Source organism: Actinoplanes sichuanensis (assembly GCF_033097365.1).
In the GTDB taxonomy this organism is placed as follows: Bacteria; Actinomycetota; Actinomycetes; order Mycobacteriales; family Micromonosporaceae; genus Actinoplanes; species Actinoplanes sichuanensis.
On sequence record NZ_AP028461.1, the window covers coordinates 3,629,358 to 3,648,676 of the forward strand.

Annotated in this window: 24 protein-coding genes; 10 read left to right on the forward strand and 14 right to left on the reverse strand. The window is 71.7% G+C overall.

Annotated features, from left to right (window positions below; all coding sequences use genetic code 11):
• The first annotated feature begins 130 nt into the window (after nucleotides 1–130).
• From Q0Z83_RS16515 to Q0Z83_RS16525, 3 genes are read left to right on the forward strand one after another with little or no spacing between them, the layout of a single operon-like run.
• Nucleotides 131–661, forward strand: a complete 531-nt coding sequence (locus Q0Z83_RS16515; protein ID WP_317794814.1) for a response regulator — start codon at nucleotides 131–133, stop codon at nucleotides 659–661.
• A 25-nt stretch (nucleotides 662–686) separates the two neighbouring features.
• Nucleotides 687–1,289 carry a nitroreductase family protein gene (locus Q0Z83_RS16520; RefSeq protein ID WP_317794815.1) on the forward strand — a complete coding sequence of 201 codons (603 nt, stop codon included), beginning with the start codon at nucleotides 687–689 and terminating at the stop codon, nucleotides 1,287–1,289.
• Nucleotides 1,286–2,083 (forward strand): hypothetical protein, encoded by a 798-nt coding sequence (locus Q0Z83_RS16525; protein WP_317794816.1) that lies wholly within the window; start codon nucleotides 1,286–1,288, stop codon nucleotides 2,081–2,083. The genes Q0Z83_RS16520 and Q0Z83_RS16525 overlap by 4 nt, the downstream gene beginning before the upstream one ends.
• On the opposite strand, the gene Q0Z83_RS16530 is transcribed toward Q0Z83_RS16525, so the two are convergent.
• The 4 genes from Q0Z83_RS16530 to Q0Z83_RS16545 are packed head-to-tail and all read right to left on the reverse strand — an operon-like array spanning nucleotide 2,080 to nucleotide 5,161.
• The gene (locus tag Q0Z83_RS16530) at nucleotides 2,080–2,427 is read right to left on the reverse strand and encodes a nuclear transport factor 2 family protein (RefSeq protein ID WP_317794817.1); all 348 of its coding nucleotides are present in this window, start codon (nucleotides 2,425–2,427) and stop codon (nucleotides 2,080–2,082) included. The two genes, Q0Z83_RS16525 and Q0Z83_RS16530, sit on opposite strands and share 4 nt — an antisense overlap.
• Nucleotides 2,424–2,873 (reverse strand): SRPBCC family protein, encoded by a 450-nt coding sequence (locus Q0Z83_RS16535; RefSeq protein ID WP_317794818.1) that lies wholly within the window; start codon nucleotides 2,871–2,873, stop codon nucleotides 2,424–2,426. Before Q0Z83_RS16535 ends, Q0Z83_RS16530 begins: the two co-directional genes overlap by 4 nt.
• Nucleotides 2,870–3,286: an ArsR/SmtB family transcription factor gene (locus Q0Z83_RS16540; protein ID WP_317794819.1), complete on the reverse strand. Its 417-nt coding sequence runs from the start codon at nucleotides 3,284–3,286 to the stop codon at nucleotides 2,870–2,872. The genes Q0Z83_RS16535 and Q0Z83_RS16540 overlap by 4 nt, the downstream gene beginning before the upstream one ends.
• A 39-nt stretch (nucleotides 3,287–3,325) precedes the next feature.
• Nucleotides 3,326–5,161, reverse strand: a complete 1,836-nt coding sequence (locus tag Q0Z83_RS16545) for a hypothetical protein (protein ID WP_317794820.1) — start codon at nucleotides 5,159–5,161, stop codon at nucleotides 3,326–3,328.
• 115 nt (nucleotides 5,162–5,276) lie between these two features.
• Between Q0Z83_RS16545 and Q0Z83_RS16550 the strand changes: the two genes are divergently transcribed.
• From Q0Z83_RS16550 to Q0Z83_RS16565, 4 genes are read left to right on the forward strand one after another with little or no spacing between them, the layout of a single operon-like run.
• Nucleotides 5,277–5,924, forward strand: coding sequence for a GTP cyclohydrolase II (locus Q0Z83_RS16550; RefSeq protein WP_317794821.1), 648 nt, complete (start codon nucleotides 5,277–5,279; stop codon nucleotides 5,922–5,924).
• Nucleotides 5,925–5,929: 5 nt separating this feature from the next.
• Complete coding sequence (locus Q0Z83_RS16555) at nucleotides 5,930–6,403, forward strand: deaminase (RefSeq protein WP_317797088.1); 474 nt, start codon at nucleotides 5,930–5,932, stop codon at nucleotides 6,401–6,403.
• On the forward strand, nucleotides 6,400–7,281 hold the full coding sequence (locus Q0Z83_RS16560) for a dioxygenase family protein (RefSeq protein ID WP_317794822.1): 882 nt from the start codon (nucleotides 6,400–6,402) through the stop codon (nucleotides 7,279–7,281). The genes Q0Z83_RS16555 and Q0Z83_RS16560 overlap by 4 nt, the downstream gene beginning before the upstream one ends.
• Nucleotides 7,282–7,319: 38 nt before the next feature.
• Nucleotides 7,320–7,784, forward strand: coding sequence for a MarR family winged helix-turn-helix transcriptional regulator (locus tag Q0Z83_RS16565; protein ID WP_317794823.1), 465 nt, complete (start codon nucleotides 7,320–7,322; stop codon nucleotides 7,782–7,784).
• 8 nt (nucleotides 7,785–7,792) lie between these two features.
• On the opposite strand, the gene Q0Z83_RS16570 is transcribed toward Q0Z83_RS16565, so the two are convergent.
• Both Q0Z83_RS16570 and Q0Z83_RS16575 read right to left on the reverse strand, forming a co-directional pair.
• Nucleotides 7,793–8,467 carry a class F sortase gene (locus Q0Z83_RS16570; protein ID WP_317794824.1) on the reverse strand — a complete coding sequence of 225 codons (675 nt, stop codon included), beginning with the start codon at nucleotides 8,465–8,467 and terminating at the stop codon, nucleotides 7,793–7,795.
• Nucleotides 8,464–9,288: a DUF4397 domain-containing protein gene (locus tag Q0Z83_RS16575; RefSeq protein WP_317794825.1), complete on the reverse strand. Its 825-nt coding sequence runs from the start codon at nucleotides 9,286–9,288 to the stop codon at nucleotides 8,464–8,466. The genes Q0Z83_RS16570 and Q0Z83_RS16575 overlap by 4 nt, the downstream gene beginning before the upstream one ends.
• A 204-nt stretch (nucleotides 9,289–9,492) precedes the next feature.
• Here Q0Z83_RS16575 and Q0Z83_RS16580 point away from each other — a divergent pair, with 204 nt between their 5' ends.
• Nucleotides 9,493–10,680 carry a glycosyl hydrolase gene (locus Q0Z83_RS16580; RefSeq protein ID WP_317794826.1) on the forward strand — a complete coding sequence of 396 codons (1,188 nt, stop codon included), beginning with the start codon at nucleotides 9,493–9,495 and terminating at the stop codon, nucleotides 10,678–10,680.
• Between the two features lie 20 nt (nucleotides 10,681–10,700).
• Here the strand turns inward: Q0Z83_RS16580 and Q0Z83_RS16585 are convergent, their stop codons facing one another.
• The 3 genes from Q0Z83_RS16585 to Q0Z83_RS16595 all read right to left on the reverse strand — a co-directional run bounded on the left by Q0Z83_RS16585 (nucleotide 10,701) and on the right by Q0Z83_RS16595 (nucleotide 13,366).
• A complete protein-coding gene (locus tag Q0Z83_RS16585; RefSeq protein ID WP_317794827.1) occupies nucleotides 10,701–11,609 on the reverse strand; it encodes an STM4015 family protein in 909 nt (302 codons plus the stop codon).
• A 30-nt stretch (nucleotides 11,610–11,639) separates the two neighbouring features.
• Nucleotides 11,640–12,881: a metal-dependent hydrolase gene (locus Q0Z83_RS16590; protein WP_317794828.1), complete on the reverse strand. Its 1,242-nt coding sequence runs from the start codon at nucleotides 12,879–12,881 to the stop codon at nucleotides 11,640–11,642.
• 95 nt (nucleotides 12,882–12,976) lie between these two features.
• Complete coding sequence (locus Q0Z83_RS16595; RefSeq protein ID WP_317794829.1) at nucleotides 12,977–13,366, reverse strand: nuclear transport factor 2 family protein; 390 nt, start codon at nucleotides 13,364–13,366, stop codon at nucleotides 12,977–12,979.
• A 60-nt stretch (nucleotides 13,367–13,426) separates the two neighbouring features.
• Between Q0Z83_RS16595 and Q0Z83_RS16600 the strand changes: the two genes are divergently transcribed.
• Nucleotides 13,427–14,575, forward strand: a complete 1,149-nt coding sequence (locus tag Q0Z83_RS16600; protein ID WP_317794830.1) for an FAD-dependent monooxygenase — start codon at nucleotides 13,427–13,429, stop codon at nucleotides 14,573–14,575.
• Here Q0Z83_RS16600 and Q0Z83_RS16605 read toward each other — a convergent pair whose 3' ends face one another.
• The 5 genes from Q0Z83_RS16605 to Q0Z83_RS16625 all read right to left on the reverse strand — a co-directional run bounded on the left by Q0Z83_RS16605 (nucleotide 14,576) and on the right by Q0Z83_RS16625 (nucleotide 18,490).
• A complete protein-coding gene (locus Q0Z83_RS16605; RefSeq protein ID WP_317794831.1) occupies nucleotides 14,576–14,977 on the reverse strand; it encodes an FMN-binding protein in 402 nt (133 codons plus the stop codon).
• A gap of 14 nt (nucleotides 14,978–14,991) precedes the next feature.
• Nucleotides 14,992–15,132, reverse strand: a complete 141-nt coding sequence (locus tag Q0Z83_RS16610) for a hypothetical protein (RefSeq protein WP_317794832.1) — start codon at nucleotides 15,130–15,132, stop codon at nucleotides 14,992–14,994.
• The gene (locus tag Q0Z83_RS16615) at nucleotides 15,125–16,378 is read right to left on the reverse strand and encodes a ferredoxin reductase family protein (RefSeq protein ID WP_317794833.1); all 1,254 of its coding nucleotides are present in this window, start codon (nucleotides 16,376–16,378) and stop codon (nucleotides 15,125–15,127) included. The genes Q0Z83_RS16610 and Q0Z83_RS16615 overlap by 8 nt, the downstream gene beginning before the upstream one ends.
• A gap of 70 nt (nucleotides 16,379–16,448) precedes the next feature.
• A complete protein-coding gene (locus Q0Z83_RS16620) occupies nucleotides 16,449–17,099 on the reverse strand; it encodes a response regulator (protein WP_317794834.1) in 651 nt (216 codons plus the stop codon).
• Nucleotides 17,081–18,490: a sensor histidine kinase gene (locus Q0Z83_RS16625; RefSeq protein WP_317794835.1), complete on the reverse strand. Its 1,410-nt coding sequence runs from the start codon at nucleotides 18,488–18,490 to the stop codon at nucleotides 17,081–17,083. The genes Q0Z83_RS16620 and Q0Z83_RS16625 overlap by 19 nt, the downstream gene beginning before the upstream one ends.
• A 91-nt stretch (nucleotides 18,491–18,581) precedes the next feature.
• Between Q0Z83_RS16625 and Q0Z83_RS16630 the strand changes: the two genes are divergently transcribed.
• The gene (locus Q0Z83_RS16630; protein ID WP_317794836.1) at nucleotides 18,582–19,319 is read left to right on the forward strand and encodes an ABC transporter ATP-binding protein; all 738 of its coding nucleotides are present in this window, start codon (nucleotides 18,582–18,584) and stop codon (nucleotides 19,317–19,319) included.

Consider the following 19,319-nt stretch of genomic DNA (forward strand, 5'->3'; position numbering starts at 1 on the left):
GACCAGGACCGGTGCCGCGGCGATAATCGGTGGTTGTGGGCTACCACCGACCTGACCCGGACCTCCTGCAGCAGTGGGTCTGCGAGGAGGGCGTACCCGGGCCCCGACCGACGCAGGAGACCCTGCTGCGGTGCCGGCGGGCCGCCGACGCCGTCGCCCGCACTCGGACGATCCCGGCCGCAGCCCGGGCCTGCGGCGCGAACCGGCGGCCGACGACCCGGACTCCCGGGAGGTCGTCGTGACGGTCCTGCTGGTCGCCGAGGACGACGAGGACATCGCGGCGCTGCTGCTCCGGATGTTCCGGAAGACCACCTTCACCGTGTCCCGGGCGGTCGACGGCGTCGATGCGCTCCGGGCGATCCGGGAGTCTCCGCCGGACGTGCTGCTCACCGACATCGGGATGCCCCGGATGGACGGCTGGGCGCTGATCCACGAGGTCCGCGCCGACGAACGGTCGGCGGAGATCCCGATCGCGGTGATCAGCGGGCAACTGCACCCCGGAGACCCTCGAGCCGCCGAGTACGGCGTATGCGCGCTCCTGACCAAGCCGTGCCCCAACGAGCAGGTCCTGAACGCGATCGAACAGCTCGCCGCCCTGGGCCGGCACCCGCACAGCGTCGCGACGATCGCCTGCCGCGGACTGCACCTGATACCCGCGTAGCCCGGATGTTCGCTACCGTCGCCGGATGGCCGAATTCCATCAGGTACTCCGCGGGCGGCGGATGGTTCGCAACTATCGGCCGGACCCGGTCCCCGACGAGGTCCTCGAACGTGTGGTGAAGGTGGTGCACCGGGCTCCGAGCGCCGGTTTCAGCCAGGGTCACCGCATCGTGGTGGTGACCGACCCGGCGAAACGGGCCGGACTCGCCGCGGTCGCCGAGCCCTGGTATCTGGAGAAGGGCTTCCCGCCGTGGATCTCGCAGGCGCCGGCGCAGCTGGTCCTCGGCATCCGGGAGGCGTCCTACCACGAGCGGTACACCGAGGCCGACAAGCTGGAGTCGGGCGCGGAGGAGATCCCGTGGCCGGTGCCGTTCTGGTGGTTCGACGCCGGTGCGCTGTTCGCGCTGTTGCAGCTGGCCGCCGCCAACGAGGGTCTGGCCAGCGGTTTCTACAGTCCCGCGTTTCCCGACGAACTGGCCTCGCTGTCCGCGGTGGCCGGGCTGCCGGACGATGTCGCTCTGGCCGGGGTGATCACTGTCGGTTACCCGGCTGATGATCCGGGGGTGCCGGTGGCGAAACTCGCCAAACGGCGCAAGCCGATCGACGAGCTGGTGACCTGGCTGCGGTGAGGATTCCGGGGAGGCGTCGGCTGATCGCCGTCGCGGTGGTGACGTCGCTGGTGATGGCGGCCGGGGCGGCGGCGTGGTGGCAGTGGGACGGCGGCCGTCAGCCCCGCGTCGACGACGCGGTGACGACGATGACCACCGCTGTCACGGACGCCGTCGTCGCCGCCGGTGACAACGCCGCCGTCACGGTCAGTGCGGTGGTGGCGGCGGCCGAGTGTGAGCTCGGGTTCCTCCGGCGGGGCCGGGTCTTCACCGCGAAGGCCGACCTCTACACCGATCCGGGTGCCGAGGAATCCCTGATCACCACGATCGAGCAGGGGCTGACCGGCCGGTACGCCACCCGCCGGGCAGAGGCGGTGGCCGGGATCCGCGCGCTGCAGGCCGACGTCGGCTCGGTGCGGCTGTCGGTGCGGCGGCTGAGCCCGGGCTGGCTGGCGGTGACCGCCCGCAGCGGGTGCAGCGCCGGGTCGGTCGACACCGGAACGGCCGACGCGGGCTCCCCCGGCGTCGCCGGGGTCACCTCGTTGCTGGCCACCGTCGGCACCCGGCCCGCCACTCTCACCGAACAACGTCTGAACTGCCCGAACGGGGCGATCGTGACGGTGTCGGCGGTCAGCGAGCCGATCGACGCGGGCCGTCTGGCGACCCGGCTGGCGACCACGGTCCCGGCCGGGGCCCGGCGGTTCGCGGCCGACGACGCCAACCGGGTCGCCTACCGCGACGGGCCCACGTCGGTGGTGGTCGCCGCCTCCGACGACGGCACGGCGGTCACGGTTCAGCACACCACCGACTGCTAGGTCAGGGGTACGACGTACGAGTCGACCCGCGCGATGAGGCCGTCACGGAAAGTGAACAGATCGTTGAACGCGAACCGGAACGGTCCGTGATCGACGCTGACCCCACGGCCCTCACCGGTGGTGACGACCACCGGCCCGTCCTCGAGGACCCGCTGCACGTCGAGGACGGGGTGGCCGGTGAAGGCCGGGTTCTCGATCTCGCCGTCGAACTCGTCCTTGCCGTCGGTGACCCGGTGCCCGTGGATCACCCAGGTGACGTCCTCGGTGAGGGTCGCCAGGATCCGTGGGTGGTCGCCCGTCCGGAACCCGGCGAAGTACTCGTCGACGAGATGCCGCTGATTCATGGTCTCTCCAGGTAGAGGTCGAGGGCTTCGAGGATCGAGGCGAGCCCGTCGGCGGCCTGCGCGGTACGCAGTTCGGCCGGGAGCCGGCGCTGGTGGACGGTCAGGTCGGTGCCGGTGCCGGTGCCGGTGCCGGCGGGCCGGAGGGTGACCGTGGTCCGTAGTCCGGTGACGGGTTCGTCGAAGATCAGCTCGTGGGGGGCGCTGACCCGTACGTACACGAATCGCAGTCGTCGTGTCGCGCCGCTCGGCGCGCGGGTGTCGAGGGTGAACTCCCCGCCCGGCCGAAGGTCGATGTGCACCGACTCGGGTGGCACGGTGGCATGTGACCCACCCCAGAAGGCGGCGACCCCGGCGGGCTCGACGAAGGCGGCCCAGACCCGCTCGGGCGGCGCCGCGAATCCGCGCCGGGCGATCAACTCGTCGCCACGCAGCTCCGCCCCGCTCACCGCGGACGCCCGAAATCGCCTCGCCACTCCGCCGCGGGGCCGGAATCGTCTCGCCGCTCCGCCTCGGGGTCGGACTCGTCTCGCCTCGCCGCCTCGGCCGCCCCGGTGTCGCCGAGGTGCCGGTCGAGGGCGTCGAGGCGGTCGGCCCAGGCCCGGCGCTGCTCGTCGATCCAGCCGCCCAGCTCGGACAGCCTGTCGATGCGCAGCCGGCAGGGCCGCCGGGTGCCGTCGCGGCGCTGCTCGATCAGGCCGCTGCGGCGCAGCACTCCGACGTGGTGGGAGATCGCCTGCTGGGAGAGGCCGAACGGTTCGGCCAGCTCACCGACGGTGGCGTCGCCTCGGGACAGCCGGGTGACCAGCGCCCGCCGGACGGGGTCGCCGAGGGCGGCGAAGGCGGTGTCGAGTTCGGGCATGGTCCACACAATAATACAAACAACGGTTTGCACAAGCGATTACTTGTGGATGAGCCGATGTTCGAGGCAGGCGCGAACCACCCGTACCGCCGGGTGATCGTCGCTCTCAGCGGTCACCGCGGCCAGATCCGCGTGGCTCGCGGCCGCCTGCGGATGGTCGATCAGCGCGGCCACCGCCGCCGGGACGACGAGCCGGTGCAGCGCGATCGTCGTGGCGGTCCAGGTGCCGTCGGGCGAGGTCCAGAGGCGGCGTCGCCGGCCGAGCTCGAATGCGGGCCGGGCCGGGCGCAGGGAACCGGCACTGATCCAGGGCTCGCCGAACTCCTCGACGACCATCTTCCGGACCGCGGCGAGCCCGTGCACTCCGTACACCCTGGGGGAATCGACCGTGGCCGCCAGGCCGAGGTTTTCGCCGTGGCGCTGCCACAGCCGCAGGCCGCCGTCGTATCCGATGGTGATCAGCCGCCCCGGTCCGGCGAAGATCAGATGCGGACGCGAGCTCGGGAGCAGGTGGTCCAGCGGGGCCTCGGCCAGCAGCGCGCCGTCCCGGTCGAAGAGGAGCAGCCGCCCGTAGAACGTGCTGCGGTCGTCGTGGATGGCGAACTCGCCGGTCTCCGGCTCGACCGCGAACCCCCGCAGGCCGGCCCGGCGTTCGTCCAGATCGATCGTACGGGGCCGGTCCGGGTCGAGGTACGAGCCGAGGTGGACCGTGCGGCCGTATGCGCTGGTCCAGCCGTGCCGGTGTGTCCCGCTCGACAGCCGGAACATGTCGTACTCGGCGAAGGGCACGTCCTCGGGCGGCCCGGCGGCGGTGAACCGCTGGGGGCACGTCCCGGTGCGGATCACCGTCTCGCCGAGGTGCAGCAGACCGGCGTCGGAGCCGCGCCACCGATCACGCCATCGATGTTCGGCGATGATCGTCAGGCCGGGCAGATCGACGAACGCGATCCGGCTCCGCCTGCCCCCTTCATCGAGGAACGCGGCCTGGCTGTCGTCCGGGGCGAACGCCACCGCGGTCGGTTCGAAGCCGACCGGCAGCGGGAAGCGCTGGAAGGGTGTCATCACGTCCGGTGACACGCGGGTCAACACCTCGAGCAGTCGCCGCTCGTGCGGGCCGTCCGGGGTCCAGTCCGCGGGGAACGTCGCGGCCAGCTCCACCGCGCTCACCGGTGACACGTCCAGGGTCAGCCGCCACAGCGCCGGCCAGTCCTGTCGGGCGGCGTACCAGGCACCCAGATCGACGATCTCACCGGGCGTCAGGCCGGTGATCCGGGACCGGTCCTCGCCGAGCACCATCGCGGGCAGTCCGGTGTGCGCCGCCGACCGCAGCCGCCCCTGCCGCTCCCACCCGGCGGCCGCGTAGCCGTCGGCCAGCGGGCCGGGGTACGGGACGTCCTGCCCGGTCCGCAGCAGGAACACCGCCTGGGCCGCCGGATCGGCCGGGAGCAGCCGATGCTCGACGCAGAAGGCGGTCAGCACCGCGCTCTCGTCGGCGCAGACCGCGTCGACGGTCGCCGGTGGCGCATCCAGGATCAGCGCGGCCGCGGCCTCTGCCACCGGATGGTCCGGCCGGGCCAGGGCGGCGGCGAGAACCTCACCGAAGCGGGGGTCATCCGGATTCGGCAGCCGCCCCAGCGCGATGTCACGCAGCATCGACGTCGAGTCCGGGCGCTCACCGAACGGCCCGTCCGTCGCGATCTCCCGTAACAGCGGCGACGGGTCGTCCAGCCAGCGCTGCCACACCGCCCGCAGTGCGACCCGATCGCCACCCCGGATCGCCCGGGCCAGGCGGCGCAGCGCCCGGCGCCCCCGCCATCGCGGTGGATCCCGGCGTGTCGCACGCCGCGCGAGTCGCCGGGCCACCCGAGGCTCCATGGCCCGACGCTAGAGGCCGACCGCAAGTGATTCTTGCCACCCCCGGTTTTATTGATCATTCAACATTCTCGGACGATGCTGGTCCGTGAAAGTTCAACAACTTGGGGGGTACGGGATGACGGCGCAGATTCGTACGCAGGTGACGGTGCCGTTACGGTTCCCGGACGGTTACACCACCTCGGCGCAGGTCTTCACGTTCACCGGTCTGGCCGACGGCCGTGAGCACCTCGCTCTCGGGCTCGGCGACTGGCGATCGGCGGTGGCCGCCGCGGCCGACGGCGGGCCGGCGCCCCTGGTCCGGCCGCACAGCGAGTGCCTGACCGGCGACGTGTTCGGCAGTGAGCGCTGCGACTGCGGCCCGCAGCTGCGGGAGGCCGCCGAGCGGATCACCACGGCCGGCGGATTCCTGCTCTACCTGCGTCAGGAGGGCCGGGGCATCGGGCTGTACGCGAAGCTCGACGCCTACGCGCTGCAGGACACCGGCCTCGACACCTACCAGGCCAACCTGGCCCTCGGGCACGGCGAGGACGAGCGGGACTACACCGCCGCCGCGCAGATGCTGCTGGCCCTCGGCACGCCGCGGATCCGCCTGCTCAGCAACAACCCGGACAAGGCCACCCAGCTCGGCGGCCTCGGCGTGCGGGTGACCGACCGGGTCCCGACCGGGGTGCACCTGTCCGCGGCCAACGCCCGTTACCTGGCCACCAAGCGTGACCACACCGCGCACACCCTCGACCTGCCGCTCACGGCGCTCGCGTCGTGACCGCCATGGTCGACCACTTCTGGCTCAGTGAGGCGATCCGGGTGTCCCGGCTGGCCCCGGCCGTCCCGGACCGCTACGCCGTCGGCGCGGTGATCGTCGGCGGGGACGGCGCCCTGCTGTCCACCGGCTACACCGGCGAGACCCACCCGCACCACCACGCCGAGGAGGAGGCACTGGCCCGGCTGGCCGACCGGCCCGACCTCGACCTGTCCGGTGCCACCCTCTACACGTCGCTGGAACCGTGCACCACCCGTCGGTCCCGACCCGCGACGTGCACCCGGTTGATCCTGGACGCCGGCATCGGACGGGTCGTGCTGGCCTGGCGCGAGCCGATCCTGTTCGCCGACTGCGACGGTGTCGAGACCTTGCGGCGGCACGGTGTCGACGTGCTCGAGGTACCCGACATGGCCGACCAGGTCCGTGCCGTGAACAGCCACGTCCTGCGGCCCACCGCCGCCCACCTGGAGATCATCGGATGAGCCCGAGCCGTACCGCCCTCGCCGACGCCCTGATACCCGAGGCGCACCCGTTCCGGCAGCACCTGGGCCGGGTCACGCCGGTCGACACGCACCGGGCGTGGACGCCCGCCGACGGACCGATCCCGGCCCTCTACCTCAGCCACGGCGCGCCGCCGACCTTCGAGGACCCGGCGTGGATGACCGAGCTGCACACCTGGGCCCGTGCCCTGCCCCGGCCGACCGCGATCCTGATCGTCAGCGCGCACTGGGAGTCGGCGCCACTGGCCCTGTCCGGCAGTGCCGGCACCGAGCTGGTCTACGACTTCGGCGGGTTCGCGCCGCTCTACTACCGGATGCGCTACGACACCCCGGACGCCGGTGACCTGGCCCGCCGGGTGAAGGCGCTGATCCCGCAGACCGTGCACGAGAACACCGCCCGCGGCCTGGACCACGGGGCCTGGGTGCCGTTGAAGGTGATGTATCCGGAGGCCGACATCCCGGTGCTGCAGCTGAGCATCCCCACCCACGACGCGAGCACGCTGCTCGGTCTCGGTGAACGGCTGCGGCCGCTGCGTGAGCAGGGTGTCCTGGTCGTCGGGTCCGGGTTCATGACGCACGGGCTGCAGTTCCTCACCCGGGCCATGCTGGCGGGTCGGGTGCCGGGCTGGTCGGCCGACTTCGACGCGTGGGCCGCCGACGCCCTGGCCCGTGGTGACGTCGACGAGCTGGCCGGTTTCCGGGATCGAGCGCCGGGTATGCCGTACGCCCATCCGACAGTCGAGCACTTCACACCGTTGTTCATCACCCTCGGCGCGTCCAGCGACCCGGCGGCGGCGGTGACCACGGCCATCGACGGGTTCTCCATCGGCCTGGCGAAACGCTCGTTCCACACCGTCTGACCAGCACCGTTGTTGATCGACACACCGAGGATGGCGTAGTGACCGACGAACCGCAGTGGCTCAGCGAGACCGAGATGGGTGCGTGGCTCAATCTCGCCCAGATCCTGATGCTGATGCCCACCGCGCTCGACCAGCAGCTACGCGAGCAGGCCGGTCTGCCGCACACCCACTACCACATCCTCTCGGCGTTGAGCGCCCGACCGGAGCGGGCGATGCGGATGACCGAGTTGGCGCGGATGGCCGGCACCACCACGACCCGGCTCTCGCACGCGGTCACCACCTTGGAGCAGCGCGGCTGGGTGGCCCGGCGGGCCTGCCCGACCGACAAGCGTGGTCAGATCGCGCATCTGACCGAGGCCGGTTTCGCGGTGCTCGCGGCGGCCGCGCCGGGGCACGTGACCGAGGTCCGTCGGTTGGTCTTCGACCACCTGAGCGAGGACGACGTGGTCCGGCTGCGCGACATCACGGCGAAGGTCCTGCCGACGCTGACCGGCGACATCTGAGACTCCGGCTATTCGCGGGGTACGGCGGTGACCACGACGTTGTCGCGGTAGTGGCGGGTCGCGGCGTCGAACGGGCCGCCGCAGGTGATCAGGGTGAGCCGGACCGCGCCGTCGCGGACGAAGTACTTCTCCAGGGGTACGGCCGTCTTGCGGTGGCGTTCGCGGGCGACCACCGTGAAGTCCCGGTCGTGCCCGTCCGGCCCGGTCAGGGTCACGACGTCACCGGCGTCGAGCTCCCCGAGCCGGAAGAAGGCACCCTCGCCCTCGGCCGCGCTGTCCACATGCCCGGCCACGACGATCGAACCGGCCCGTGCGGTCGCGCCCGGCCCGTACCGGTACCAGCCGACCCGGTCGACGCTCGGCGGCACCGCGAAGTCGCCGGTCGCCCGGTCGATGCCGACGGCGTCGACGCTCGCGGTCAGCCCGAGCGCCGGGATGGCCAGCCGGACCGGGGCGTCGTCGGCCGGTGCCGGCAGGTCGCCGGCGCTGACCGGGACCCGTGGCCGGGACGGCGGCGCCGTCGACGTCGGGACGGGCACCGGTGGTGCGCCGAAGTCGGGCGCCGACTCGGCACGGCACGCGACGACGGCGAACGCCGTGGTGAGCGCCGTGCCGGCGGCCAGGGCGAGCAGGGCACGCCCCGGCCCGCGCCGGGACGTGCCGCCGTGTCGGCGATCGCTCATCGCCGGCTGGACGCCAGCCGGAACAGACCGAACAGCGCCAGCAGGATGCCGGCCGCACCGGCGCCGTACCAGGGCAGCGACACACCCCGGTCGGCGCGGCCGCCGTCACCGCTGGGCACGCCGCCCGGTGCCGAGTGCAGGCCGTCGACGGTCTGCGCGACGATGTCGAGCGTCTTGCCCTCGGCCGACCCGATCGCGTACACGATCGTCGCCGTGCCCTCCTTCAGGTTCAGGTCGGCCGGGCCGAGCACCCGGTCGTCGGTGCCGGCCAGGACGACGTCGGCCGAGACCGAGCCGGCGTCGACGTCGGCCTTCGCCTCGTTCGGGTTGGTCAGGTCCTCGAAGACCGGCCTGCCCCCGGCGCGGACGTCGACGGCCGGGGCGGCCGCGGTGTGCCGCACGATCAGCCGGGCCTTACCGGCGGCCAGTTTCGCCGTGTCGTTGACGAACGGTGTCAGTACCGGTTTGCCGTCCGCGCCGAGGTGGGCGACCAGGCTGAGGTTCGCCCCGCCGGGGACCTCGGCGTCGTCGACGGTCAGCAGCGCGTCGCCGATCGCGTCGCCCGGCTTGGTCAGCGCGATGTCGTACTGCCCGGCCGGCAGGGTCAGCGGGCCGGCGACCTTGCCCGGCTGGAAGTCCGGGATGGTCTTCTCGCCGTTGACGTAGACGTCCACCGGCTGTCCCGGGATGCCGTGCACGACCGACACCCGCGAGTCGGCCGCGGCGTGGGCGGGCAGGGCGGCGAAGGCGCCGGTCGCGCCGAGGGCGAGCATGGTCGCCGCTCCCACGGTGGCCGCGCGGCGAAGGTGCGAAGTGCGCATCGGTGCTCCTCCAACGATCGTCGTTGATTCGGTAACCGGTCCTTCGCTCCCGGGGGCGGCGATGGATGCAGTTGCGGAGAAGGTCATCTCCATCGATCTGATCCATGGAAATTCATTATTGACTTGACGTCGTGACGGTCGTAATTTTCATCGGCAACAAGCTTTAATGAAAACTAGGCCCCTTCCCCAGGGAGGACTCCGCCCATGTCCATCGGTAAACGCCTGTTCGGCGGCGCCGCAGCGACGGTCCTGGCGGCCGTCGGTGTGGTCGCCATGAACGCCGGCACCGCCTCCGCCGCCGACTGCGGCTACCTGTTCGACGACTTCCACTACGCGTCCTCGGCCGACCCGGCACTGACCGCCAACGGCTGGACCCCACGCAGCTACCAGGGCGGACCCGGCGTGCCCGGGGCGAACTGGTCGCCGAACGCGATCACCTTCCCGACCAGCGACGGTCAGAAGGTGATGCAGCTGACCGCCTCCACCGACGGCACCGCCGCCGGGACCAGCCACGCCGAGCTCTACTCCACCCAGAAGCGGTACCTCGAGGGCACCTACGCCAGCCGGGTCCGGTTCACCGACACCCCGGTCAGCGGCAACGACGGCGACCACATCAACCAGACGTTCTTCACGATCAGCCCGCTCAACGGCGACCTCGACCCCACCTACAGCGAACTCGACATCTCCGAGTACCTGCCGAACGGCGGCTGGGGCGAGACCGGGCCGATCAACTACCAGACCACCTGGTACACGTACCGCAACGAACCCTGGTTCGCCGACAACCTGCACTCGGAGCAGCGGTCGAGCCTGAACGGGTGGCACGACCTGGTCGCGCAGGTCGCCAACGGTCACGTCGTCTACTGGATCGACGGGGTCCAGGTCGGTGACCACGGCGGCAAGTACTTCCCGCGCCAGACGATGACCATCAACTGGAACCTGTGGTTCATCGACACGGCCACCCACACCGGTGGGCTGTCCACCTACATCGAGCAGGTCGACTGGGTGCTGTTCGCCAAGAACCAGGTGCTCAGCCCGGCCCAGGTCGGCTCGCAGACCGCGTCGTACCGGACCGCGGGCACCCGCTTCACCGACACGGTCGCCACGTCCGGCCCGTGCACCAACCCGTCGCCGTCGAACCCGTCCTCGCCGACACCGTCCAACCCCGGCTCGCCGTCACCGTCGACGCCCGCCGGCAACTGCTCGACCGCCCCGAACTGGCAGTTCAGCTCGACCTACACGGGCGGGAACACGGTCAAACACGAGCGCAGCCGGTACGGCGACCCGTCCGGCCCCAAGTCGGGTGACGGCGTGCACCTGTGGCGGGCCAGGTACTGGACGCAGGGCTCGGAGCCCGGCTGGACCCAGCAGTGGGAGGACCTGGGCCGCTGCTGATCCACGACGAGGGGGCCGGTTCACTCGCCGACGGCGATATACCGGCCCCACTCCCGTTCGTCCTGCGGGTCGTCGACGTCGACGGTCACCCCGGGCAGGTCGTCGACCAGCCGCTGCGCCGTCTCCGGCGACAGGAAATGGTGGTTGAGCACCAGATGCTCCAGGTGGGTCAGGGGCTGACCGGCCAGCAGCGCCTCCGCCCCGGCGTCACCGAGAGTCCCCCACGACAGGTCCAGCACCCGCAGCCCGGCTACCACCGGCGCTGCGGCGACAGCGGCCGCGACCTGGTCGGCGATCTCGGAGTTACGCAGCCCGAGCCAGCTGAGACCGGGCACCGGACGGCCGGACAGGATCGGCGCGAGATCGGCCGGACCGGCGTCACCGCCGCGGTCCGCGCTGCCCAGCCACAGTTCCAGCTCCTCCAGCCGGGGCAGCTCGCTCGCGCCGAGCGCCCGGACCACCGTCGCCGGCAGGCCCGCGGACTGCAGGACCAGCTCGTGCAGCCGCTCGTGCCGGACCGGCCGCAGAGTCAGGCCGGCGGCGCCCCGTACCCAGAGATGTTGAAGGTCCGGGAAGGTTTCCAGCACCGGAGTCAGGTCGCCCTGCCGGATCCAGGAGACCTCACACTCCTCGGACGTGATCTCCCCGATGAACAGCGCACGCAGCGCGCCGAGCCGGTCGGCGGCGCCGGTCAGCAGGTCGATCGGGAAGGGCTCCCGGTTGGGGTCGCCCCAGTCACCGACGATCAGCGCGGTCGGCCCGTCGGGGCCGGTGTCCTCCAGCATCTGCTCGAAGACGCCGGTGAACCGACGCTCGCCGTAGCCCTCGTTGATCCACCAGGCCACCGCGGCCGGATCCGCCGGCACACCCTCGTCCCAGCGCCAGACCGGAAGACCGGCGAACGTGTCCAGGAAGCCATGACGCAACACTCGATCAACCTCCCGGCCTGACGCTACCCGTCACTCACCGGTCAGTACGTCCGCACGCGGCGGAATCCACGGAGCCGGCAGGTGCGGGCACTCGTCCTCACCCGGACCGACCCGCACCTCGGCCATCCCCAGGCCCGGCTCCCGGTCGTAGCGCAGGTCACCGACGACCCACCCGGCACCGTCCGCGACCGCCCACGGCGCCCGCGCGAACTGCAGCAACGCGTCGACCGCGCAGTAGTCGCCGACCAGCCCCGGCAGCAGGGCGGCCGGAAGGGCCAACTCCCCGCCCCAGGCGATCTCGGTGGTCGACGGCTGTGCGACCGGCGTCAGCGGCGCGGTCCGTTCGGCACCCGACGGGAACAGCTCGGCGCATCGCTCGGCGGTGATCCACCCGGGCGCCAGCGAATGGAAGGCGCGGCGGAGAACGTACTGCTCAGGGGTGGTCTGCACGGCCAGGACCTCGCGGCACACCGGGTTGGCCGGCATCGGCGTGAGCACCACGTCGAGGGTGCGGGCCGACGGGAAACGGTCGGCGAGCAGCGCCTCGATGCGGGTCTCCGCGGTCCGGGTGGTGAGCACGAAGCCGGCGGTCAGCGCCAGCCATGCGGCGATCCCGCCGGCCAGCGCGACCCGCGCGGGAGCGAATCGGCTGAGCGCCGCGAGGCCGACGACGAGGACGGTCAGCAGCGCGGCGAATGCCGGCGGTACGAACCCGGTGAACCAGCTCAACCCGAGCCCGGCCGCCAGCACCACCGCGATCAGAACGCGCCCGATCCGGCTCGGCAGCACGAACAGCAGCGTCGCCGCGCAGGCCCACAGCAGCGGCTCGACGATGAACACCGAGTCGCCGTAATACCAGTGGTCGTCGACCGGCCAGAACGGGTGCACCCCGTAACTGTTGGTGAAGTCGAGCCCGATGTGCAGCATCGTCGCCAGCACCGACAGCCCGGCCAGGAACCATCTGTCGGCCGCCGCCGGTGTCACCTTTCGGCGCCACCACCACAGCCGCACCACCGCGAAGAGCAACAACGACAACCCGAGCGCCCCGGGTACGGTGTGCGTGTGCCCACGGTGGTGCAGCAGGTAGTCGAGCGTGCTGCCGGCCCAGGTGGTGTAGATGACGTCGGCGTCCGGCAGGTTGCCGCCGACCGCCATGACGGTGATCGCGACGGTCCGCCGGGCCCGGTCGCTGAGCACCACCGACGGCGGCAGGCTCCGGTGGACCGTCTCACCGACCAGGACGCTGATCAGCGTGTGCGTGAGATTGTCCATGCCCGGTGATCCTAGTTCCGCTCCGGATCACCGGACCGCGGGACCCGGCGATCATCGATCCGGACCGACCGCGTACCACCTCGAAGTCCGTGGTTTCATGCGCCCGCCGTGGCCTCCTGCTGGATCTGCGGGAACTGCGCGGCCATCGCTTCGGCCAGGGCGTTCGCGCCGGACAGCGGCCGGACCATCACCATGATGTCGTCGATCTTGCCGTCCTCGTCGAGGTGCAGGAAGTCGCAGCCGGTGAGCGCCTTGCCGTCGACCTCGGCCTCGAAGACCAGCGCGTGGTTGCGCCCGTCAGCGATCTCCCGGACATACCGGAAGTTCTCGAAGACCCGCATGGCCCCCCGCAGAATGGCCGCGGTGAGGGGCTTGCCGGGATAGGGCTTGAACGCGACCGGACTGGTGAACACGACGTTCTCCGCCAGCAACTCCTCGATCGCAGCGGCGTCCCGAGCCTCGACCGCCTGCCGAAACGGGTGCATTCGTCCTCCTGGAAGATCAACAGCTTGGTTCATCGGCAACCATAACTAGGATCCGGGTGTGTGACGGTTCGAATCGCGATCCTCGGTGGCGGAATCGGTGGCCTCGCCACGTCCGCCTTCCTGCGCCGGGCCGGCATCCGCAGCGTCGTGTATGAGCAGGCCGCCGCGTTGACGCAGGTCGGGGCGGGTCTGCTGGTCACGCCGAACGCGGCTCGGCTACTGCGGCGGCTCGGGGTGTTCGAGGAACTGTCGGAGTCGGCGCTTCGGCTGGAGGTCGGGTGGGAGTTCCGGCGGTGGCGGGACGGCACGGTGCTGTCGTCGGAGGACCTGTCCACGGCGTGTGCCGACCTCTACGGCGAGCACACCTGGACGATTCACCGGGCCGATCTGCTGCGCGCCCTGCTGTCGCGGGTGGACCGGGTCGAACTGGGCCGCCGGTGTGTGGCGGTCGACGGCGGGCGGCTGCGGTTCGCCGACGGGAGCACGGTCGAGGCCGATGTGGTGATCGGGGCCGACGGCATCCACTCGATCGTGCGCGGTTCGATGTTCGGGGTCACGCCGGCGGCCTATTCCGGGATGTGTGCGTTTCGGGCGCTCGTACCCTCGCAATCCGCTCCGGAATTCGCGCGCCGTCCGGCGCAGACGTTGTGGATCGGGCCCGGGCGGCATCTGGTGCACTATCCGGTGGCGGCGGGCCGCCTGGTGAACCTGGTGGCGGTCGCACCGGCCGGCGATCACACCGTGGAGTCGTGGACCGCCACCGCTACGGTCGGTGAGTTGCGGGCCGAGTTCGACGGCTGGGACCCGCGCCTGACCGGGCTGATCGAGTCGGCGACCACGCTCGGTCGGTGGGCGTTACTCTCCCGGCCGCCGCTGCCGCGCTGGTCGGAGGGGGCGACGACGCTGCTCGGGGACGCGGCGCATCCGATGTTCCCGTTCTACGCCCAGGGCGCGGCGCAGGCGATCGAGGATGCCGCGGTGCTCGCCCGATGCCTCGCCCGGACCGCCGATCCGCAGGCCGCGGTGCGCGATTACGAGTCGCTGCGCCTTCCGCGGACGACCAGGTTGCAGCAGGTCAGCCACGCCCGCGCGGAGTCGAACCATCTGCCGGACGGGCCCGCGCAACGCGAGCGGGACGAGACGTTCGCGCAGCGCGATCCGCTCGTCGCCAACGGATGGATCTACGGGTACGACCCGGAAGCGCCCTGATCACGAGAGATGCGCGGCGTCCAGCGCGGACTGCAGTGACTCCACGTAACCGTTGCTGGTGACGGTGGCGCCCGAGACGGCGTCGATGTCGGCGCTCTGCGCGGCCAGGGTCTCCTGGCGCAGCACCGGCAGCGCCCGGTCGTTGATCTCCTGGTCACGGTGGTTCTCGGTCGGGTAGACCGGCACCTGCACGTCGACGATCTTCCCGTCGGCCACGGTGATCGCGACCTGCACGTCGCCCCAGCGGGTCGAGGCGGCCGTACCCGTGTAGGTCTTGCCGCCGGTCACCGTCGCCGCGGCGACGCCGGCCGCGGTCACCGAGGCGCCGGTGCTGGTCCGGTAGCTGAAGAGCAGGACCAGCGCGGCGAAGGTGGAGAACAGCCAGATGGTGATGCGTCGCATGTGAGTGGGCCCCTCTACCACGAGAACTGTTCGGTGTGGACGTTTCCGGCCGACGCACCGGCGGCCAGGGCCGCTGCCTGTGCCGCCGCGGTCCACTCGGCGGGCCCGCACAGGTAGACGTGCGCGCGGGCGATGTCCGGGACCTGGTCACGCAACACGTCGTGGTGCCGGGCGGGCAGCCAGGACGCCGGTTCGGCGCGCGGGCCGAGCAGGAAGATCAGCCGGACCCCGCGGTGGGTGGCGAACCATTCGAGCTCGCTGCGGAAGGCGACCTCCTCGGCGCTGCGGGCCCGGTAGAGGAAAGTGGCCTCGGCCGGGGCCGTACGGCAACTCGCCGAGCAGGGCGAGCAGCGGGGTGACGCCGATGCCGCAGCCGATCAGCACCACCGGGCCGCCGGTGTGACCCTCCGCGGTCAGGACGCCGTACGGGCCCTCGATCAGGGCGCGGGTGCCGGGCCGCAGCGACGCGACTCGGGAGCTGCCGTCGCCGAGATCCTTCACGGTGATCCGCAACTGGTGGCCGTGCGGGGTGGCCGACAGCGAATACGGGTGGGCCCGCGTCCAGCCCGGCCCGTCCAGGAACCGCCACTGGAAGAACTGCCCGGCGCGGGCCGGGAGCCGGTCCAGGTCACGGCCGGTCAGATACACCGAGGTCAGGCCGGGGCCTTCGGTCACCACCCGGCTGACGGTCAGCCGATGCCGGTGGTTCCGCAAGAGCGGGACCCCGATGCGGTACGCGAGGACGGCGCCCGCGCAGACGCCGTAGATGGTCCACCAGTACACCGTCGACGCGGGCGAGGCCAGGAAGTCGGCGCCGGTCCACAGCTGATGTGGCAGCGCGAGACCGACACCCAGGTAGGCGTACAGGTGCAGCAGGTGCCACGACTCGTAGCGCAGTCTCCGGCGGGCCGCCCGGATCGACGTCACGACGACCATGACCAGGGCCGCGGTGCCGGCGGTGGCAAGCAGCATGCCCGGGTAGGTCCAGATCATGTCCCACAGTTCGGCGAGCGCCCGGCTCCGGGCGGCGGCCGCGTAGCCGAACACGATCAGCACGATGTGGGCGGTCATCAACCAGAACGAGGTGAACCCGGTCCACCGGTGCCAACGGGCCAGCCGGTCCTGGCCGAAGGCCCGTTCGGCGATCGGGATCCGGGCCATCAGCAGCACCTGGAGCAGCAGCAGGTCGGAGGCCCACAGACCGGTCAGCCGCCCGAACGCGGTGACCGCCTCCGCGCCGCCCCCGGCGACCTGCTGCACGCCGCCGTTGCCGACCCACAGCGCGGTCACGATCAGCAGGGTGAGCCCGGCGCCGACGCCGGCCGCGTCGGCCCACCAGCGGGGAGTCCGCCGGGCCGGGATGATCGCCGGCGCGGCGACGGGCTGCATGGTCGCGGTCATCCGTCAACGATCAGCTGACCTGCTGAAAGTACCCGGAAGATTTTCTATGCATCGTCTATGAATCCGGATCTCAGGAACGGAGGAAGGTGAGGACCGCCAACACCCGCCGATGCGTCTCCTCGGTCTGCGGCAGACCCAGTTTCTGCAGGATGTTTCGGATGTGTTTGGCCACCGATGCTTCGGCGACGGTGAGTTCGGTGGCGATCGCCAGGTTCGAGCGGCCCTCGGCGACCAGGGCCAGCACCTCACGCTCACGGGCGGTCAGCGCGGCGAGCGGATCGCGGTGGCGGCGCAGCATCTGCCGGACCACCTCGGGGTCGACAACGGTGCCGCCGTCGACGACCCGGTTCAGGGCGTCGACGAACTCGGTGACGTGCCCGATCCGATCCTTCAGCAGGTAGCCGAGGTGAGTGCCGTCGCCCGCGTTCAGCAGTTCGGTCGCGTAACGCGTCTCCACATACTGACTGAGCACCAGGACCGGCAGCCCCGGCCGCCTCCGCCGCAGCTCCAGGGCGGTGCGCAGGCCCTCGTCCCGGAACCCGGGCGGCATCCGCACGTCGGTCACGACCACGTCCGGCTCGTGCTCGGCCACCGCCTCACGCAGCCCATCACCGTCGCCGACCGCGGCGACGACCTCATGTCCGAACCGCGCCAGCAACCCGGCGAGCCCGTCCCGCAGCAGGACGCTGTCCTCGGCCAGCACTACCCGAAGGGTCGGCATGGGATCTCCACGATCAGTCGGGTCGGGCCGCCCGGTGGGCTGGACAGCGACAGTCTGCCACCGACCACCGACACCCGGTCGGCGAGCCCGAGCAGACCCGTACCGCTCTCGATGTCGGCGCCGCCGCAGCCGTCGTCGCCGATCTCGACGGTCAGCGTCCCGGCGGCGTACCCACCGGTTATCGCGCCGCGCGCGGCGCCCGAATGTTTGGCCAGGTTGGCCAGCGCTTCGGCAACGACGAAGTAGGCGGCCGACTCGATCGCGGCGGAGAACCGCTGCGGAACCGCGAACTCGACATCAACCGGCACGGGACACCTGTCGGCGAGATCAGCGAAGGCCGCCTCCAACCCGAAGTCGTTGAGCACCGCCGGATGGATGCCACGAATCAGCTCCCGCAACTCGACCAGCGCCCGCCCGGCCTCGTCATGGGCGCGGCCCAGCTGCTCGGCAAGCAGCCGGTCAGCCTCTATCCGGTCGTCAGCCTCTAGCCGGCCATCAGCCTCCAGCCGGCCATCAGGCTCCAGCCGGCCATCAGCGTCCACCGGCACGTCGGCGTCCGACCCACCGCCATCGTCCATCCGCGCGTCAGCCTCCCGGCACCCGTCGGCCTTCAGCCGCGCGTCGGGCCTTAACCGCGCTTCGGCGTCCAGTCGGGCCAGGCCCAGGATCACGGTCAGGGCCACGAGGCGTTGTTGGGCGCCGTCGTGCAGGTCGCGCTCGATCCGGCTGCGCTCGGCCTCGAACGCGTCCACGAGCCGCACCCGGGACCTGGTCAGCTCGACAACGGTCTGGTCGAGGTCGCGGCGTGGCAGGAGCACGGCCCGGGCAACCGCCGCCCGCATCCGAGCCAGCAGCACCAGGCCGAAGGCACAGGCCACCGCTGCCACGACACCCGCCGCGAAGGACAGGAACGCCTGCGACCAGGACGTCACCGGATACGCCTTGAGCACGTTCACCTGCTCGCCGTCACCGAGCGTGCCGAACAACACAGGCGTCGCGAGCAGCGCCAGCGGAACCGTCACGCCCAGGACGACGGCGAGCAGGTCGACAGGCCACAACACGGTCATCAGCAGGGCGGCGAACCCGAGCTCCCGCCAGGTGCCCGGCTCCGTGTAGCGGGTGCGCAGCCAGGACGCCAGCCCCGGCTCCGGTGGCACGCGGTGCCGATGTGGGAGCGGCCGGGCGTCGATCAGCCGCTGCAGCTGCCGCTCGATCGCGGCCACCGGCAGCCCGATCAGGGCCAGGCCGGCGAGCAGGGGCAGACCCACGACGACGACGGCGAGCACTCCCCCGGCGGCGAGCAGCAGTACCGACACCAGCAGCGTGAGCAGGCCGGCGACGGCGTTCGCGAGCAGGTAGGTGCCCGATCTGGGAACCTCGGCGGTGCGCATGCCGGCCACTGTAAACGGTATAGCCAGCACTACCTTGAAGAGTCAATCCAGCGGGGCTGTGCCGGGGCTCGGCCGGCGGCAGGGTTGGCGCATGACCCATGACGCGATCCGGCTGCGGGGCGTGGTCCGGAGGTTCGGCTCCGGCGACGCCGCGGTGACAGCCCTGCACGATCTCACGCTCTCGTTCGGTGCGGGCACCTTCACCGCCGTCATGGGCCCGTCCGGGTCGGGCAAGTCGACGCTGCTGCAGTGCGCGGCCGGGCTCGACCGGCCGACCTCCGGCACGGTGCTGCTCGGCGACACCGACCTGACGACTCTCGACGAGACCCGGCTGACCCGGCTGCGGCGCGACCGGATCGGTTTCGTCTTCCAGTCCTTCAACCTGCTGCCCACGCTGTCCGCCGAGCAGAATGTGGCGTTGCCCCTACGGCTGGCCGGTCGCCGGCCGGCCCGTGGGCAGGTCCGCGAGGCGCTGGCCCGGGTCGGCCTCGCCGACCGGGCCCGGCACCGGCCGGCCGAGATGTCCGGCGGCCAGCAGCAGCGGGTCGCCATCGCCCGGGCCCTGATCACCCGGCCCGAGGTGCTGTTCGGCGACGAGCCGACCGGCGCGCTCGACTCGGCGACCGGCCGTGACGTGCTGCGGATGCTGCGCGGCCTGGTCGACGAGGGCGGCCAGACGATCGTGATGGTCACCCACGACCCGATCGCCGCCGCCCACGCCGACCGGGTGGTGTTCCTCGCCGACGGTCGCCTGCACGGCACCCTGGAGGCGCCGTCGGTCGAGGCGGTCGCCGCCCGGATGACCGGGATGGCGGCCCCGGCGTGCTGA

Excerpts from the sequence above, each read along its gene's own strand:
- Q0Z83_RS16545 (WP_317794820.1), bottom strand. The coding sequence starts at position 5,161 with ATGGAGCCTCGGGTGGCCCGGCGACTCGCGCGGCGTGCGACACGCCGG.
- Q0Z83_RS16595 (WP_317794829.1), bottom strand. The coding sequence starts at position 13,366 with ATGCACCCGTTTCGGCAGGCGGTCGAGGCTCGGGACGCCGCTGCGATC.
- Q0Z83_RS16530 (WP_317794817.1), bottom strand. The coding sequence starts at position 2,427 with ATGAATCAGCGGCATCTCGTCGACGAGTACTTCGCCGGGTTCCGGACG.
- Q0Z83_RS16560 (WP_317794822.1), top strand. The coding sequence starts at position 6,400 with ATGAGCCCGAGCCGTACCGCCCTCGCCGACGCCCTGATACCCGAGGCG.
- Q0Z83_RS16620 (WP_317794834.1), bottom strand. The coding sequence starts at position 17,099 with ATGCCGACCCTTCGGGTAGTGCTGGCCGAGGACAGCGTCCTGCTGCGG.
- Q0Z83_RS16520 (WP_317794815.1), top strand. The coding sequence starts at position 687 with ATGGCCGAATTCCATCAGGTACTCCGCGGGCGGCGGATGGTTCGCAAC.
- Q0Z83_RS16575 (WP_317794825.1), bottom strand. The coding sequence starts at position 9,288 with ATGCGCACTTCGCACCTTCGCCGCGCGGCCACCGTGGGAGCGGCGACC.
- Q0Z83_RS16605 (WP_317794831.1), bottom strand. The coding sequence starts at position 14,977 with ATGCGACGCATCACCATCTGGCTGTTCTCCACCTTCGCCGCGCTGGTC.
- Q0Z83_RS16550 (WP_317794821.1), top strand. The coding sequence starts at position 5,277 with ATGACGGCGCAGATTCGTACGCAGGTGACGGTGCCGTTACGGTTCCCG.
- Q0Z83_RS16540 (WP_317794819.1), bottom strand. The coding sequence starts at position 3,286 with ATGCCCGAACTCGACACCGCCTTCGCCGCCCTCGGCGACCCCGTCCGG.
- Q0Z83_RS16580 (WP_317794826.1), top strand. The coding sequence starts at position 9,493 with ATGTCCATCGGTAAACGCCTGTTCGGCGGCGCCGCAGCGACGGTCCTG.
- Q0Z83_RS16570 (WP_317794824.1), bottom strand. The coding sequence starts at position 8,467 with ATGAGCGATCGCCGACACGGCGGCACGTCCCGGCGCGGGCCGGGGCGT.
- Q0Z83_RS16590 (WP_317794828.1), bottom strand. The coding sequence starts at position 12,881 with ATGGACAATCTCACGCACACGCTGATCAGCGTCCTGGTCGGTGAGACG.
- Q0Z83_RS16555 (WP_317797088.1), top strand. The coding sequence starts at position 5,930 with ATGGTCGACCACTTCTGGCTCAGTGAGGCGATCCGGGTGTCCCGGCTG.
- Q0Z83_RS16630 (WP_317794836.1), top strand. The coding sequence starts at position 18,582 with ATGACCCATGACGCGATCCGGCTGCGGGGCGTGGTCCGGAGGTTCGGC.
- Q0Z83_RS16615 (WP_317794833.1), bottom strand. The coding sequence starts at position 16,378 with ATGACCGCGACCATGCAGCCCGTCGCCGCGCCGGCGATCATCCCGGCC.
- Q0Z83_RS16625 (WP_317794835.1), bottom strand. The coding sequence starts at position 18,490 with ATGCGCACCGCCGAGGTTCCCAGATCGGGCACCTACCTGCTCGCGAAC.